This window comes from Halocatena pleomorpha (genome assembly GCF_003862495.1).
In the GTDB taxonomy this organism is placed as follows: Archaea; Halobacteriota; Halobacteria; order Halobacteriales; family Haloarculaceae; genus Halocatena; species Halocatena pleomorpha.
In genome coordinates, this window is sequence record NZ_RRCH01000002.1 from 1 (window position 1) to 16,759 (window position 16,759).

9 protein-coding genes are annotated in these 16,759 nt (G+C 53.5%); 1 reads left to right on the forward strand and 8 read right to left on the reverse strand.

Going from position 1 to position 16,759, the window contains the following annotated elements; all coding sequences use genetic code 11:
* The first annotated feature begins 794 nt into the window (after positions 1 to 794).
* Complete coding sequence (locus tag EIK79_RS00270) at positions 795 to 4,196, forward strand: Eco57I restriction-modification methylase domain-containing protein (RefSeq protein WP_221621635.1); 3,402 nt, start codon at positions 795 to 797, stop codon at positions 4,194 to 4,196.
* A gap of 291 nt (positions 4,197 to 4,487) precedes the next feature.
* Here EIK79_RS00270 and EIK79_RS00275 read toward each other — a convergent pair whose 3' ends face one another.
* The 8 genes from EIK79_RS00275 to EIK79_RS00310 form a co-directional block, all read right to left on the reverse strand.
* Positions 4,488 to 5,714, reverse strand: coding sequence for an orc1/cdc6 family replication initiation protein (locus EIK79_RS00275; protein ID WP_124953166.1), 1,227 nt, complete (start codon positions 5,712 to 5,714; stop codon positions 4,488 to 4,490).
* A 430-nt stretch (positions 5,715 to 6,144) separates the two neighbouring features.
* Positions 6,145 to 9,528: a DUF5817 domain-containing protein gene (locus tag EIK79_RS00280; protein ID WP_124953167.1), complete on the reverse strand. Its 3,384-nt coding sequence runs from the start codon at positions 9,526 to 9,528 to the stop codon at positions 6,145 to 6,147.
* 567 nt (positions 9,529 to 10,095) lie between these two features.
* Complete coding sequence (locus EIK79_RS00285; RefSeq protein WP_124953168.1) at positions 10,096 to 10,320, reverse strand: hypothetical protein; 225 nt, start codon at positions 10,318 to 10,320, stop codon at positions 10,096 to 10,098.
* Positions 10,321 to 10,614: 294 nt separating this feature from the next.
* Positions 10,615 to 10,899 (reverse strand): DUF5615 family PIN-like protein, encoded by a 285-nt coding sequence (locus EIK79_RS00290; protein ID WP_233737801.1) that lies wholly within the window; start codon positions 10,897 to 10,899, stop codon positions 10,615 to 10,617.
* A 400-nt stretch (positions 10,900 to 11,299) separates the two neighbouring features.
* Entirely contained in the window at positions 11,300 to 13,012 is a 1,713-nt protein-coding gene (locus tag EIK79_RS00295; RefSeq protein ID WP_124953169.1) for a SulP family inorganic anion transporter, read from the reverse strand.
* Between the two features lie 1,320 nt (positions 13,013 to 14,332).
* Positions 14,333 to 14,788, reverse strand: a complete 456-nt coding sequence (locus EIK79_RS00300) for a hypothetical protein (RefSeq protein ID WP_124953170.1) — start codon at positions 14,786 to 14,788, stop codon at positions 14,333 to 14,335.
* Positions 14,785 to 15,564 carry an ABC transporter permease subunit gene (locus EIK79_RS00305; RefSeq protein ID WP_124953171.1) on the reverse strand — a complete coding sequence of 260 codons (780 nt, stop codon included), beginning with the start codon at positions 15,562 to 15,564 and terminating at the stop codon, positions 14,785 to 14,787. Before EIK79_RS00305 ends, EIK79_RS00300 begins: the two co-directional genes overlap by 4 nt.
* The gene (locus tag EIK79_RS00310) at positions 15,561 to 16,511 is read right to left on the reverse strand and encodes an ABC transporter ATP-binding protein (protein WP_124953172.1); all 951 of its coding nucleotides are present in this window, start codon (positions 16,509 to 16,511) and stop codon (positions 15,561 to 15,563) included. The genes EIK79_RS00305 and EIK79_RS00310 overlap by 4 nt, the downstream gene beginning before the upstream one ends.
* Between the last annotated feature and the right edge of the window lie 248 nt (positions 16,512 to 16,759).

The window sequence follows — 16,759 nt, forward strand, 5'->3', positions numbered from 1 at the left end:
GTTACAGCAGGACCCTAGACGGGTTGAAGGAGTCATCGGCTAGTCGATCGACTCCACGAAGACGGGTTACAGCAGGACCCTAGACGGGTTGAAGGTCCGTCTGGCTGGCAAACAATTGATGTCTATGATCCGGTTACAGCAGGACCCTAGACGGGTTGAAGGGCAAACTCGACTGCATAGGACAGCCCGACTCATCGTGGTTACAGCAGGACCCTAGACGGGTTGAAGCCGACAGAACAACACCACCCGCCGGACGGTGTCTCGGGAGTTACAGCAGGCCAATTAGGCCGTGCTGCCTCACAGCTAGTTGATTAGGTAGAGGAGGTAATAGGCATCGTTTCTAATCATGAAATGAAAAGAACACTTTCAGCAGCCCGTGAGCGACTGGAAGCGGACATGTACACGGTTCCTCAACGAAACACCTTGGAAGACAGCTTATCGTCGATTCAAGCGGAGGACTACAGTTGGATGTCGAACCCAGACAACGAGATCCAAAACTCACCAGAATGGCAAACAATTATTCAAATGTCGAAAAAGGGATGAACAAGTCCGGAGAAAGTGAAGTAAAGGCAGTACCAAATACCAAAATAATGACTAATACTACGAACTACCCAAGGATGTTGGACGCTATGCAGCAGAGAAATGAAACCGACGGTTATGGCTATGAGTACTTGGTCAACGCTGGGTACTTTGAAGATCCTACGTCGGACACAGTAACATACGACTCGGACCGCGAGATCAAGTATCGATTTAGTATCGAAGGGTCCGTGCGGATTGCGTACTTCGAATTCCCGATGGCAGATGTGCCACAGGACACGCCGAAGAAGATTACTCAGGAGTTGAAGCGGAGAACCCGTTTGCAGTACTTCTGGTTCTTCGACCCAGAAACCCACCGGGTTCACGTATTCCGTGCGTCCCGTGGGAATTTCCAGTTCATCTATAACCCCAATATTCACACAGGTACGACAGAGGAAAGCAAGCTCGATAAACTGGAACAAGTCTCCAAAGACATCAACGCCCTCTTTGACTACAAAGATGTCGTTGATCGCTTTTACCGGGAACTATGGGACCACCGCTCTGATCTCGCGAGTGCCCTTACCACTGAGAGCGGATACACGCTCAGCAAGCGAGAAGAGCTCCTATCTGCTCAGCGAATTATCGATCGCCTGACTTTCCTCTATTTCCTCGTTGAACGTGGTGTCGTTATCCCGGTGAATGACGCCAAGGAGATGGTACCGGGCAAAACGGATCACGTGTTCAATACGCTCGTGAACGAGCACGATGACTTCTGGATGCTTCTTCAAACCGTCTTTTTCGACCGGCTAAACTCCCGAGACGCCGATGACGTCAAATTCACCGGGGCTTACTGGCTCCACATCCCATACCTGAACGGAGGACTCTTCCAGTCGGCGGATCTCACTACGACGGACGGAACTATCGTCTCCGAGGACGAGGAACTCGTCGTTGAGGACTTTGACTGGGAAGCACTAATCAGCGAACTTAACGAGTACAACTGGCTTCTAGACGGCCTGGAGAGAACAGACGAAGACGAAGTAGACACTGTCGGAAACCTCACCCCGACCGTCTTGGGGTACATCTACGAAAAGTTCGTCATTTCGGTGAGTAAAGTCGGCGACGACATCCGGCTTAGTGATTTAGATGCTTCCGAACGAAACGACCTGCTTTCCGAAGGCAACAGTGAGGTCGGTGCGTACTACACTGGCGAAGACATAACCGATTTCAAGGCTCGCCGTGCATTGTGGGAAGGCCTACTGGAGAAGATCGACGAAGAGGAAGCTCCCATAGCCCTAAGTCCCGATGATCTGTACAAGCCTGGTGAGGATCAAATTGAAGCTATCGAATCCGATCAGAAAGGAGGATTTGATGTCCTTTACGAGGAGTACGAAGCATCTTCGGAAGTCTTGGAGTACCTTGATTCGAAGCTACAGGAGTTGAGAATCTGTGACCCTGCAGTCGGGAGCGGTTCATTCGCCCTTGCAGTAGCGAACACACTGTTCGAATGGCGATCGATGTGCCGGCCAGACACCGATGAGTACGTACTCCGTCGGCAGATCATCGCCCAGAACATCTTTGGTGTAGATATTCTGGAAGGAGCAACAGAAATCTGTAAACTGCGGCTGTGGCTGTGGCTGATCAGCGCAACCCCAGTAGATACGACCGAAGGTGCTCCTGTAGACGAACGTGATGAGATCCCGCCTCTACCGGACATCACGTTCAATATCCGAACTGGAAACAGCCTCCTCGGGTTTACCGAAACCGCTGTTGCGACTGGTCAGCAGCACACTTTGGGTTTTTCGACGATGAAGGACCAATTGCGACAGTATGGGGAGGATGTTCATGACTACAGAGAATCCACCGACTCCAAGAAAGAGGCGAAGCGTGAACTCGAACATCGGAACGACGATCTGAAAGAGGACCTCAACGAGTGGTACGCAAAAACTCAAAGCGATTCGAACAACAATCGTCTCACGATTGCTGATCACGTCGATAACGTTAGTGCAGCGTGGGAGAGTCTGACTGCGACTCCGCAATCCTCGACAACGCTCAGCGTCAAAATCTCGGACGGAATACCCGAATCGGTTGATGAGTATTTAGAAAATCAAGGATTTACCACCTACAAATACAAGGCACGGCTGGACCAGCCAACACTCGATAAGCACGGTGTCGAGAAGATCTTCGATCGGATCCGAGAACACTTCTCGGATCCTGACGATTGGAGTGTCCTCATCGAACGAGAGTACGCCGGACAGGACTTCCGAGAAGACAAACTCAACGCATGCCATTGGCCACTGGAATTCCCACTCGTGTTCATGAAAAACGGTGGGTTCGATGTCGTCATCAGCAACCCTCCTTACGGGGCGTCCCTCAGTCCGGAAGAAGAGCCGTTGTTGAAAAGCGAGAGTAACTATGAGTGTCAAGGGACAAATGACTCTTGTGAGTGGTTCTATGAGCGGGCACTTGATCTTGTTCACGACCAAGGAGTCGTCTCTTACATCGTCAATAAGAGCATAGCCTTCTACAGCTCGTGGGCCGACATCCGGGAACGGCTGCTAGCTGAAACCGAATTCAAGCACATCCTCGACGTTGGACTGGGATTCGTCGGGGTAAATCTCGAAACCATCGCGATGATCAACACTCTCAGTAATGACGGTCAATCAACTGTTCCGACAGTCCACCGAAGCAAGGATCTTCGGAGTACAACTGCAAACCAACCAACACATCTTGGTTGGGTTGACCAAGCGGTCATGATGGACTCGAAGACCATCATTTTCCGACCAATAGCTGACGATCAGAGCGATGTCTTAGAATGCCTCCGCTCTCATGACCGCCGTCTTGGTGACGTGATGTCTACTGAGAGTACAACGAGGCAGTTGTACATCCCAGACAGCAAAAAGAAAAGGCTTGACGACGGGGATGACCAGTACATCAACAAGAACCCGTGGGTGCAAGAATTCTATCTGAAAGAAATATGTCATAAAGACCTCAGTGACTACCGCGACTCCGTTGCCGAATACGCAGTTCCCCGCGTGATGCTGAAAGTGCTCCGGGGGACCCGACTCCGAGCGTGGATTGACGCAGCTGGTGAAGTCGTGGGTACAGAGAAGCTCGTTAATGTGCCACTCGAAGAGAGTAGTCCAGAAGAGATCGCGTTCGTGTACGCGGCGCTGAACCATCCCTGTGTGTCCTACTACCTCCAGAAAGCGATTTTCTCCGAAACAACAGAAAGTGCACGAGTGATGGACGGGCAGTACTCGAAGCCGATCCCCATCCCAGAGGTTTCCTCGACTATCGAAACACCGGTAGCACAGCTTGCATGGGCGCTCACGCTGGCCAAGCAGATGAACCACGACTCCAACCGAGACCTGTCGGATCAGGTATCGACCCTCCAGTCCGGTCTGAATGCAATCCTCAGTGCCCTGTATTTAGATGTACAACCAGAGACGGTCAGCCGATGGTGCGCAACTGTGGGCAAAGAAAGAAAAGAGACCGCATCGGTTCAGGAGTTGTTCAGTGAGTTCTACACCGAGCGGTTCGCTACTCGGAACGGAAGTCCGGAACGGTACTGGGACGACATTGAGGCAGTAGTGGACGCAGCCACGGAGACAGTCTCACAGTGGGATGTTCAACAAATCTCGGACTCACACGAGATGGAGGTTGTTACAGGAGTCCTATAGTCCTATACCTGTTATTGAGATATCCTTAAGTCTCACATTCGTCGTGTATATTCATAGACGGAGAAACAGGAGCTTCACATGCAAGAGTGGTGTGTAGCCAGAATCAGCTGGATAGTTTGACGGCGCCGCTTGGAGAGAAACCCTTGTCTACTATAGACATGAAGGCCTCACATCTATAATACACACCACTGTTACAAGTGAAGCTGCTCAGGGTACACACCACCGTTGCAAGTGAAGCTACGTCTTCACCCTGTTATCAATACCTTCACTTGCAACGGTGGTGTGTGGCCATCAAGAAACGTCATTCTTCACAGCGAGTCTCTCGATTCGCTGAATTGCTTCATCTACACGAAGAACATCAGCCATAGCATCAATTGCACTGGTAAACGGCACGTTCAGTTCGTAGCTATAGTAGTTTCCCCGTGATCCACTCCGATTTTCAGATGCTGAGAGAATTCCGAGCATACGTAGTTCGGAAAGGTGATTGTGCATCGATCGCTGCGCAAGTGAGTCGGTTCCTGCCCGTTCACAGAGATCTGTGTAGTCGTCATACAGCTCACGGGACCGGCATGGAGTTTCGTCTTTTGCTGCTTTCGAGACGACTGCCAACAAGGCGAGGCGGCCGTGCGTTGTGAGTTCCCGCATTCCCTCTTCAATGCGTTCTTGTTCTAACTTCGCTCGCGCCCGTTCGACGTGAGATTCTTCGATCTGGTCAGCGTTGTTATTCTCAGCGAGCTCTCCCGCTAAGCGCAGAAGATCGAGCGCCTGTCGAGCACTTCCACTATCTCTCGCAGCAAGTGCAGAACAATACTTCAATACTCCTTGACCCACAGCACCTTCTGCGATAGCAATGTCAGCACGTGTTTGCAGAATACTTTCCAATTCAGTGGCGTCATACGGTGAAAACTGAAGTTCTCGCTCACACAGGGTATCCTGTGCCCGTGGATCCAACTGCTCTCGAAATTTAAAGTCGTTACTAATACCGATCATGCCGACCTTTGTTTGATCGAGGTAATCGTTTGCTCGTGCTCGTGGAAGTTCGTAGAGTAAGTCATCTCGGCTCCCGATCGAGTCGATTTCGTCGAGGACAACAAGAATAGTTCCACCAAGAGTCTCAAGCTCGCGGTAGAGCTTTTTGAAAACGGTTTGCTGGGGATATCCAGTAGAACTGATTTCCCCGCCTGTCGGCCGCAGTTTATTGACAAGCTCGACAGCAACCTGGTAGGAGGAATTGAGCGATTTGCAGTTGACCGAGATAACGGACAAATCAACATCGTCGTATTCTTTGACATCTCTTTGAAGAAGGGTAAGAAGATACTCTGTGACAGCAGTTTTTCCGACACCAGGGTGACCGTAGATAAAAATATTGTTCGGTTCCCATCCGTCCATCACGGGTTGGAGAGCAGTCATATATTCCTCGATTTCAGCATCTCGTTCTTCGATCTGTTCAGGATGATAGGATTCACCAAGAACATCTTTATTTCGAAAGATGTTTTGCTTCCGTGTGAAGCGGGGCATGCCTCAGTCATCTTATCCATCCCTTATAAAACCACCCATACATCTGTTTCAAGTGAACCAACAGTCACACACCACTGTTGCAAGTGAAGCCGCATCTAGGTAAGGGACGAGTAGGGCTGTAAATTCCATAATTAATATTAAGAATAATACAGAAAGTGTCAATGCTTTAGTTGAAACGGTGGTGTGTTACCCTACTAGCTTACTGTAGTAGTGTTCACTTGCAACAGTGGTGTGTGACTGTTGGTTCACTAAAACCCTAGTGAAGAATATTTAATATAATATAAAAATACTATAATAAAATATAAATCAAAATGATGTGTAGAACACACTCCATCGTCCCCAATTTACGTATAGACCTCAACGTTGCTTTGTCGCTGTACCAATATAAGATAGTAAAATAGTTATCGATAAATTAACTAAATATATCGGGTCATACCAGAAGTTGTGACTGGGTCGTCTCTGGCTCGGTGCCAAGTTGAGTTATGAGTTCATACGGTCCATCGATCCACTCACCCGGTCCCCGAAGTGAAACCCTTCCCTCGTAGCCGAACAGCCAGTCGATCGTGTCGATCCACGGCCGGAGCCACGGCCACCGCTCGACGGCTGGCTGGAGATCCGGCGGCCAGCCCATGAGTCCCTCATTTATTGCCGCCTCACCAAAGGCGTCATCGAGGAGGTCGCGTGCGTCCAACAGGTCATACACGACATCTCGAGTGTTGTGCGTCGACTCTCCCCCCTCACCGTCAGGAAGGTGTAACGGTTTCAGCGCGTCTGAATCCCCACGCTCGTCACGGAACGGCAGTGTCAACCGGTAATATGTTGCTTTTCCGACGCCCCGGTCATCGATGGCTACTAGGCCGATCGCTGCCAGATCATCCCGGTGATTCCGAATCGATTGCGTCGAAACGCTCGCTCGCTCGGCTAATTCACCGGTTGTGAGCGGGGCACTCGCCGTCAAGAGTGTATGCACGATCTTCGACCGAGCACTCTTCCGCCCGGCATCATCACCATCCATGTCGAGATTCGGAAGCACCGTCGCCGGATCAAGTGTACTCAACGCGAATCGCACCTCATCCAGAGTGATCTCCCGATCGAAATCACGGGCTGTCGCTAACCCAGCTAATGCCTCAGCAGTGTTGAACACACTGTCGGTGAACGCCGCCAACAACGCCGCTGCCGACCGAGTCAGCCGGAGATCTTTCAGCTCACACATCCGGGTCGCAGCCGCCTCGACAGTTGCTTTGCGGGTCGCCTGGCCGATCTGTAACTCCACGAGAAACGGCGTGTAGTTTTGCGCTTCGTCTTGTAGTTCGAGCTCGCCAGCTGCTTCCAGATCGGTTAAATCAGCGGCCATTCGATCGATGCCCGGGCCTCGGAGGACCCAGTTGCCAAAGCACTCCCCGGTCGGATCGACACCGTCGACGTTCGGACAGCCAAGCGAGTCTGCCCGGAGGTCATCGTCTTCCTCGTAGAGGATGCGATGAGCGGGATACCCACCGTATCGGCTGACGATAGCGATGTGTTTCGCCAGCGTTTGGTGATAGATGTGCCGACGCTTGTGCTCACTGTAGCGGTAGTCCGGAAACGTCCACTCTTGGGTCACCTCCCACCCCAGTAGTTCGTAAATCCGCATCACGGTCCCAGCAAAACCATGAGCACGCTGGCACACCGACCGAGCGAGTGAGCCATCGAAACCTTCCTCAGTCTGGATCTGGGGCACGTCCTCGATGATCCCGACATACTCCTCGGTGAGTTCTTCACGGTAATCAGTGCCGTTGGCACTTCGATCTGGGAGACAGCCCAGTTGGTGGATGTTCCGTAACGCTGCCGTCGAGACACCAGTGTCGAGCAGTTTCCCAAGCTCCTCGCCGTCCGCACCATCAAGATCGGCAGCGGTGAGGATCGTATTCCGAAGCAGCGGGCTCAGTAAGCCAGCACAAACCCGCGTCATTGTATACGCAGCCACCGGCGACGGTTGGAGGGAGACCACGACCTCTTTCCGATTCTCATCGTATCCAACCCAGCAGTCACGGGGCTGTTCACGGGTGGGGGCCGGCTCATCAGCCAAGGCAATGTCAGGACCAGCATCTTCACCGGTACAAGACGCGACAATCGCGTGTTGCTGGGCCGGCGGCAACCAGAAACACCGCGACGTGGGAGCTGAACCGTCCATAGCGGTCGCGGGGGCGGTGCCGGCAGCGGTGCTGTCAGCGGAGGCAGCCGATCCGGGGTCCCCCTTCCGTGCTCGCGCTGAACACACGGTCTTGTTGGGGGGTTTTGGGGGGTCAGTCACATCGGCTTCAGTCGCGTTTTCGGAAGTCGGCTCTGCGTCCGGAACCGTCGCATACTCGTCCAAGCGGGCTTGTGCCAGCCGTTCTTTGGCGCGGAGAGCGAGCAGTTCCTCGCCCGCTGGGAGGAGTTGGACGAACGCATCAGCGTTCAGTTGGTCGACACTCACGAGCTTCAATTCACGCAGGCGATCGACTCGTTTTTGCATCCCATTGGCTGTAACGTCGAACGTCGGATCATCCCGGAGCGCCGCGAACTGGCGGCGATTCGACGGAGTCGCCGCGAGCGCATCGAGGACGTCATAGTAGGCGTGCTCGACCCCAAGCTCATCGAGCGCACATGCTGCTACCTCCTCCGGTGTGCCTGGTAACTGATTCGTATTGAGATGGTACGAATCTGGGGCGTCAGTCAGACAGCGTTCTGGCAGTTCCTCATTGTGCTGCGTAGCGAGCTTTTTCGGGAGGATCCGTCCGGCGCACTCGATTCGGATATCGAACGCCATACTCAGATCTGTCAGGAACCGTAGGAAGGTCTCGCGTTGGTTGCGCTGGTAGTCCGCGAAAAACGCGTGTGAGAGGCGGATCGTCACCTGTGGAACAACGTCACACGCTACAAACAACGCGACTGCGCCAGTGATGATGTCCGCACGGGTCGTCTGGCCGATCGCTGTCATCCCACCGAGCTGGCGCGTGAGTCGAACGATCGCCGTCCACTTCTCCTCTGTCGGCTTGTGTTTGAGCGCGTCGAGAAGGTACTCAGCGTAGGCAGGGTGCTCTGCGGTAGCGGGGGCCGTCACACCGGCTTGGGTGAGTGTCGCCCACGCCTCGCGGTAGGTAGCTCCACGAAGCGTGTCGAGCGCGTCACGAAGTCGAGCGACGAGATCACCCGTCTGCCACAGCTGTTTCCACAGCTTCGTCGGCGCGATCGGTGGACCGTCGAGCCGAACATCAGTCGTTTCAGGCAACGTTTCCGGCGTCGTAAGTGTGATCCCTGTCCCGGCTGGCAGGCTCGGATCTGCCTGTTCGGTAAATGGCGTCAGATCGGTGTCGGTGCTCGGTGTCTCGGCCGTCGAGACGCTCTCGTTGACCCAGTCGTTGAGTTCCTGCTCTCGCCGGTCGAGATATGCCTTGGCTTGCTCCTCGTACAGCGATTCTTGGCGATCGAGGTAGTCCTCGGCTGCCGTCTTGAACCGTGTGTCCTGTTCGTTGAGGTATGCCTCGGCGCGCTCTTGGGCGATGTGATCGTAGCGCGCAAGATACTCGTTGGCTTGCTCTTCGAGTACCGCATAGTCGTCCACCGCTTCATAGCGATCTTCGTACCCCGCCTGCTGTGCGAGCAGTCGTGAGCGAACCTCACAGACGACATCTCTATCGTTGTGCTGAAAGCGCGGCCGGAGCTTTTCAACAGTGTGGGTGGTGCTACACAGCGGGCAGTGGGCCGTCTCTCGGTGGTGGCGGTCTCCGATGATCCACAGCGATTCACAGACCGAACAGCCAACGATCGCAAAGCGGGCCGGAGTGGTCATAGGTGTCCTCCGACCGAACTCGGCGGTACATGGATTATCCGTGAGGTCTGATCGACCGGGGACAGTTCTGCTGGCTCCGGCTTGTCACCAGGGACCGAGCTGTCCGTGCTCTCGGCCCTTTCTGGAGCATCGCCCGCCATGCTGCCCATTACCATTCCTCGCCAGCGGTCGCTACTTGCACGGTGACTATGTGCCGTGTGGTCATCTATCACTGCGCCGGTCGTTAGATGGGCATTCCTTGTTACTGTGGTCATATACCGCGCTGCTGGCGCGCCGACCCACTCTCAGAGCCACTCAGACGGTTAATAACTGGGTTGTAACATGAGTGACAGCGATAGATGTCACTGACTAAACCCAAGCCCTTAAGCCGTCGGAGCAAGAAACCACAGGTACAGCGTTTGGACCACCGAGGGTATTGGGTGTGCCACCACCCTTCGAACCTCGGCGGCCTTTCCTGCGGCCCCTTGACGATGAGTTCCTTCTGTGTGTTTCCGCCTAGCTTTCCTATCCGGAGGGTTATAAAACACAGGGACCGTCCGCTGTGCGTCTGACGATTTTTCCAACCGGTCATTGTGTGTCGTTGACAGGCCAGATCGAATTATTCTGATAACTGCTCCACAGGTTGACAGCATCACCCATGTCGAGAGGACTTCCTTCTGTTGAGACGAACACGATGCTCTCTGGGGTGAAGATGTTGAGTCGCACGTGCCCGGCTCGAACATCTTCACGCCACCGGCCTTCAGCAAAGCCAGCGGCTCGGCAGGCATCGAGGACATCTTCGGGGTCGGTCATACACATCCTCCGCCATCCGTGGAATGGTCAGCTACTGCCGCCTTGAACTCTTCGGGAGATAGTTCCTTGAGGGTCGTCGCAAGCTGCGATCCGCTCCCGCCGGTCGTGATCGTCTCATCGCCGTAACACCCGTGATATAGTCCGGTTTTCCAACAATCTCCGACACGAGAGCGCGTACGGACAGCTGAAAGCAGGTGTTCAGAGCACGATGATGCTCGTCGTGCGTGCCGCGCTCGCCATAGTATCATACCTAAACTTTATGAATAAAAATAACCATCTCGGTGAGGTCCGCGTTCATGTTGGCGACACAGCGCACAGCGGTGGCGATCTCGCCGGATCAGGCGTTGCACCGCAGGCGAAGATACCGGGATTATCGGTCAGATCCAGACCGGGATCAGTGCCACGAAAGTCGGAATCCTCACTGAGACCAACACGGTTCCCCTCACGGGTATAATCAAGAATAGTATCGTCCTCCGATCCAAGGTCGACCGCGCTGCCGACAGCCGTCACGTCGTATCCCTCCCCACGCAAGGCCGTGACGAACGCGGGCGGGATGTGTTCGTCAGCAACGAGTCTCACGTCTGTTTCTGTGTTGTCTCGCGCTGTTCGCACTCTCGGGGCTACGAAAGACGCGCAGCTCTCCGGGGGGTATGGTTTGTCGCTGTCTGATTTCACGGATCTCGTCGGGGTGGTCGTAGTAATGAAATCTCACCCATACAGATGCAATCGTACTGTCCATCTTTCACCGCCTCACGCAGGTTCTGTAGCCCTTCCCGGTCGCCGTCGGAGCCAGATCCCCGCTCAGAGTAGATGTCGATGTCGTCGATCCCTGCGTCTTCGAGCCGTTCCCGGTTACAGCAGGACCCTAGACGGGTTGAAGGAGTGGCGCGAATCGTTAGGTGCGAGGTCTCAAGTGGATCCAGCAGCAGATCAACTACTCAGTGAAGTAATTGAAATGGCGAAGCAAGTTACTCACTTGTTACTCTGTCCTATTTTCGTTTTGCCATCCCTCGATGACCGTTATTACACGCTCGTTGAGGGCTGTCTCGCAGAGCGGATGATCGGGACGTGCTGCAGTGAGAACATCTCGAACAGTACCGTCTGCTTCGGCGAGTCGGAAATCGATATCGCGCATTGCGAGGTCCTCATAGAGGGTCAACAACATATCAGCGGCAGTCAAATCTACCGTTGGCGACGATCGGAGGTCGAAGACGACGAGATCGATAGGTGACGGATGATCGTTGATTTTGGCGATGAGATCGCTTCGTACAGTTGGCACATTGGCAAAGAACAGTTCAGCATTGACGCGATAAACGAGAACACCTGAGATCCTGCTATTCGACGGACGGCGTGACAGATCACTAAACGCATCAGAATCAGGAACCCGTCCCAATTCAGCCGTGTGTGGATATGTGGCGCGTCCGACAACCGCGAGCAGCGATACGAGAACACCGATGAAGAGACCATAGAGGATACCGAAGACGAGAACACCGCCGAGTGCAGCGATGGCCGTAGTAAATTCGAGTATGTCGACGCGATAGAGACGCTGAAGTGCCGACACGTCGATGAGATCAGTTACTGCGACGATTACAATGGCTGCTAATATTGTTTTGGGGAGATTCGTAAACACCTCCGTCAGAAACACCAGCACCACAACAAGAATGACTGCGACGATACCATTTGTGAGTGGAGTTCTTGCGCCGACAGCATCGTTTAACGCCGACCGAGACATACTCCCACCAACGGTGAACCCCTGCCCGAGACCTGCGGCGATGTTCATCACGCCAGTTGCCAGCAACTCTTGATTTGCGTCCGCTCGATAGCGATTTCGCTGTGCAAACGTTTCGACAGCCCCCATTCCTTCGACGTATGACAGCAAGAATAGAGCGAGTGCAACGGGGAGCAATCGTAGTACGAGGGACGGAGCGAGCGGTGGAACTACTGGTGATGGAAGTCCACTCGGAATCGGACCGACAACACCGACACCGCGGCTTCCGAGGTTCACCATAGGAACAAAAACAATGGAAAGTAGGACAACGACGATCGCGGTAGGAACACGGGGAAGATATCGTTTTCCGAGCAAGAGGAGGACAATCCCACCAACACCAACGGCCGCCGTGAGAGGATGAATAGAGGTGAGATGGGTTAGTACAAACCAAAGGCGTTCATAGAACGGTCCAGTGGCTCCCGTGATGCCAACCAATGCTTCCAACTGTGTCGAGATAATGAACAACGCTGCGCCCGTCGAGAATCCGGTCAAAACCGATTCCGAGATAAAGTTCACGACGAAGCCGAGACGAAAGAGCCACGCCACGATTGCGATCCCACCGACGAGCAGCGTCGTCAGAGCGATGAGTGCGGCATAGCGAGATGGCGAAGCACTTGCTGTGATGCCGCCGATCTGTGTGGCGAGGAGGATTGCGAGTGCGGAGGTTGGACCGTAGATAACTTGCCTCGACGTTCCAACGAAGAGATAGGTAGAGACGGCGAAGAAACTCGCGTAGAGACCGGTTTCGGCAGGGAGCCCGGCGAGCGATGCGTATGCCATCCCTTCTGGGATGATTACAGCAGCGACTGTGATTCCGGCAAGCAAATCTGGCCGTAACCATGAACGGTCGTATCGTCGTATCCAATTGCTAATTGGGAGATAGGTACTGGTTGATTCGTTCTGGTGTGAGGGTTTGGGTCCCATTGCGAGGCGGTATCAGTATATTCACGCCGACACCTTGCAAGCAGTAGTTAGATCCCTTCAGTCCATACGGTCTGTGAAATCGGATCTTTTGGATAATTCAATAGATCACCGTAATTTTCAAACGAGTGTATAGAGAGCGCCAGCGAGTATACCCGCTATCGTGGTAACACCCCCGTTGCCACCTAGTACATAACTTGTAAGAGAACTTCCAAGGATAAACGCAAGAATAAGCGAGAGAACGTACCTCTCCCTATGTTTGTTCAAAAGCACGTTAATTTGTCTCCCGCAGTGAGTAAGTCGACGCTGCCACATTATCCGGTTAGCGTTACCGCTCGTCACAGCTAAAGATTTTGCTAGTATGAAGCGAATGTCGGTTTCTTCGCGTGGTAGATATGAGACGGGTTTTGTCGTATTCCAAACCAACCATCCAGATATCTCGAGACACGGCACTACTAGCAGTCCATCCGACGAGATTGAGCAGATACACACGGTCACGCGGTTCGTTCGGTGGTATCGTCGCCGGCAAGAGATCGAGAACGGCTACAAGAAAGTCAAGAGGTTCATGGCCGACATCACCTCGGAACGATTCGGGCTCCGGTTTTTCTATTTCGCGTTCGCGTGCCTGTTGTACTCTAAACAAATCTATCTATTCTGGACTACCAATCCGAATATCGAATCGCAAGTCGGTATCAACAAAGTAGTGAATATTTCTGGGACCCAAAGATGGAAAATAACTGAATGTTATATAGATAGTGGCACAGTCGTTACAAGTCAACGTACAATCTCTAGTGAGGAGCTTCTAAATCAGAGACAAATCACGCCAAGGGGTGTCCTCGACTGTAACGTCAATTGGGGATGTGTGTTGTCGACTGCTGGTGCCTACGCGGGGACTATGCAAGTGGTAGATGGCTTGTCCCTGCGTGCGCTAGCTGTGTTGGCACGATTCTGGGTTCTGCTGGGCTCACCATCTCGTGTGACGGGGAGCTTTTCGAAGGTGGATGTTCACTGACGAACACTCGTTGTCCCATTCTTCGACAAGATTATCAGCTACACTTTCTGAAGGGCCTTCGATTTTTTCATGGACATCTGCCGAGACTACCTTTGCTGCTTTCCGTGAAATTCTCAGCACAACGCTCCCACGACGTGAACATTGGACTTCTCGTCTGGCCTGCAAATCTTCTCTACTCAACGTTTTTATTCGTTACGGTTTCTAATGTCATTTTTATATTTCACATCCACTCACGAATTGGTAAGTGGAGTGCTGCCAGATTGAACCTCTCGACTAAGTGTCTAATTCAGGAAAATGATAGATATATCTTATTAACTACTATCTTCAAGGATGAGAAATCCAGCAAGTGTTCCGAGACCGATTGCACCGAGGAGCGGTCCCAATCGAAGCATGACCGTCCCAAAGGATGGCGCTGGTACATCCCAAGTTAAATAAACACCATATATTTTTCCATTTTTCCGAACGTATCTCTCGTTCGTCTCTGCCGTCTCCGAGACGAGTGTCGCCCACGACGTTGGAGCATCATCTATCGGGACAGCAGCACTATTGGGCCCGTTGTTGTTCGCCTTGTCGAATAGCTGCTGGGCGTCCGTCGAGAGATTCCGATACGCTACCGTTGGTGTCTCCTCATTCAGGTTACCGTCCGGTTGGTGATAGACACTTGTCTCAAGCTGTGGTCCATAATCAGGAACCGGTGAGATAAGTCCGATCGTGAACAGTGGGACGGCGATAACCACCGCGAGCACAGCGAGGTGACGCCGGTTCATGCCAGATCACTCCGTTCGAACAGCAGATACGCAAGACCGAGTGGGATGAGCAACCACCCAGCCACAATGACTCCCCCGAACCATGGTTCCAGATAGAATGGTGCTGCATTCCCGAGTTCGAGCGTCTGTGCATCCAGATAGAAGTATTTCGGGTTGAACCGGGTGATAAGGCGAAACCAGTTCGGGATCCCCGCATCGGGAGGAAGCATGAACGACTCGATAACATTGCGAACCATATCCCACGCGAACGCGAACACGATCGCCAGTACGATCGCGCCCCACATCGCCACTGTCGTAGAGCGGCTCGCTGCTGAAAGCGCGAGCGCGACTGCGACGAACACCACGCCAGGCACCAGCAATCGTCCAATCAGGCCGACATACGCCGTCACTGAGGGTGACGCGGCCAGCATGACGTAGTGAGGACTCACCACGACGAAACCGATGACCACTGTGACGACGACAACAGCTACTCGGCCGAGGAATTTCCCAAGAACCACGTCGCGCCGGGTATGGGGCGCTCCAAGCAGGAACTTCAGACTCCCTGATTCGCGCTCCCCAGCGATCGATTTGTAGCCCAATAACGTGCCAATCACGACGACAGCGTTGGCCGTCGACTGGTACAGGTCGAATGCCGTGGTTGTTGTCAACGGTGTCATCGTGAACTCGTAGTAGGTGTAGAACGCCAGAAACGCTGTGAATATCCCCACAACAGCTACCAAGGTAAGCGACCGGATCGCGTCTTGGAAGTCCTTTTTTGCGACCAGCAGGATACTCATTGGGTAAGCACCTCACCGGGCCGATCGTGATCGGATGTATCAGTCTCATCGTCCGTGTACGTGAGAAACAGCTCTTCGAGTGAGGTTTCCGTCAGCTCGAAATCCTCGACCGTCGCTCCTGCTGTTTCCAGTTCCCGGAGCACCGTCATTTTCGCAGCATCAGCACACTGTACCGTCACCGTCGTGTCGGTTGCACTCACTGAAGAGACGTCGGCCAGCGCGCGGACGGCTGCGAGTGCTGCGTCTGGTAGCTGCTCGACTGCAGCTGTGAGGGTCGTTTCGGCTTCGATTGCGTTCCGAAGCCCGTCGACGGTGTCCTCGGCAACGAGTGACCCGTTCTGGAGAATTCCGACCTCGTCACAGACAGCTTCGACCTGTCCGAGAATGTGACTCGAAAAGAACACCGTCGCACCCCGATCTGCTTCAGCGCGAACGATTTCGCGCATTTCGTGGGCGCCTTCCGGATCGAGTCCTGTCGAGGGTTCATCAAGAATCAACAGGTCGGGCTGGCCGACGAGGGCAGTCCCCAGAATGAGTCGCTGGGTCATCCCTCGCGAATAGCCCCCGACCTGTCGGTCGATCGCGTCACCGATGCCAACACGCTCAGCGATCGCCTCCGGATCGTCGGCTGCGCCGGTCGAGTCAATCATGAACTCCAAATGGTGGCGGCCAGTGAGCCGATCGTACAGATCAAATCCTTGGGGAAGCACCCCCGTGCGTTCGCGCACCGCAAGGGTCTCCTCTTGTGCATCGTGGCCGAGCACGGAAATCTGGCCCTCTGTCGGTCGAATATAATCGAGCAAACAGTTGATGACAGTCGACTTGCCCGCACCGTTCGGCCCTAAAAAACCAAAGATGGACCCTTCCTCTACAACGAGATCAAGATCAGCAACAGCAGTCACGTCGCCGTACTGCTTCGTCACTCCTCTCAGTTCAATTGCAGTCATCCATCCAGTTGTCCTGATGGCACTCTATTAAAAGGTCAGGACTGTTTTCGCCATATCTCGTCAGTATATGGCTGTACACCGCTAATTTAGCCCTCTCTGAGCGGTGTGAATTGATGGTATACCGTGGCAGCCCGCTGAGCTCCCCAATTCGGGCCTGTGAATCGAGATATACCCATCGGTATACTGCGAGTGTAGGGGGGTATACTGTGATATACCATACTCCAGTACGTCGATGCAGATATATTCTG

Excerpts from the sequence above, each read along its gene's own strand:
- EIK79_RS00270 (WP_221621635.1), top strand. The coding sequence starts at position 795 with ATGGCAGATGTGCCACAGGACACGCCGAAGAAGATTACTCAGGAGTTG.
- EIK79_RS00275 (WP_124953166.1), bottom strand. The coding sequence starts at position 5,714 with ATGCCCCGCTTCACACGGAAGCAAAACATCTTTCGAAATAAAGATGTT.
- EIK79_RS00280 (WP_124953167.1), bottom strand. The coding sequence starts at position 9,528 with ATGACCACTCCGGCCCGCTTTGCGATCGTTGGCTGTTCGGTCTGTGAA.
- EIK79_RS00285 (WP_124953168.1), bottom strand. The coding sequence starts at position 10,320 with ATGACCGACCCCGAAGATGTCCTCGATGCCTGCCGAGCCGCTGGCTTT.
- EIK79_RS00295 (WP_124953169.1), bottom strand. The coding sequence starts at position 13,012 with ATGGGACCCAAACCCTCACACCAGAACGAATCAACCAGTACCTATCTC.
- EIK79_RS00300 (WP_124953170.1), bottom strand. The coding sequence starts at position 14,788 with ATGAACCGGCGTCACCTCGCTGTGCTCGCGGTGGTTATCGCCGTCCCA.
- EIK79_RS00305 (WP_124953171.1), bottom strand. The coding sequence starts at position 15,564 with ATGAGTATCCTGCTGGTCGCAAAAAAGGACTTCCAAGACGCGATCCGG.
- EIK79_RS00310 (WP_124953172.1), bottom strand. The coding sequence starts at position 16,511 with ATGACTGCAATTGAACTGAGAGGAGTGACGAAGCAGTACGGCGACGTG.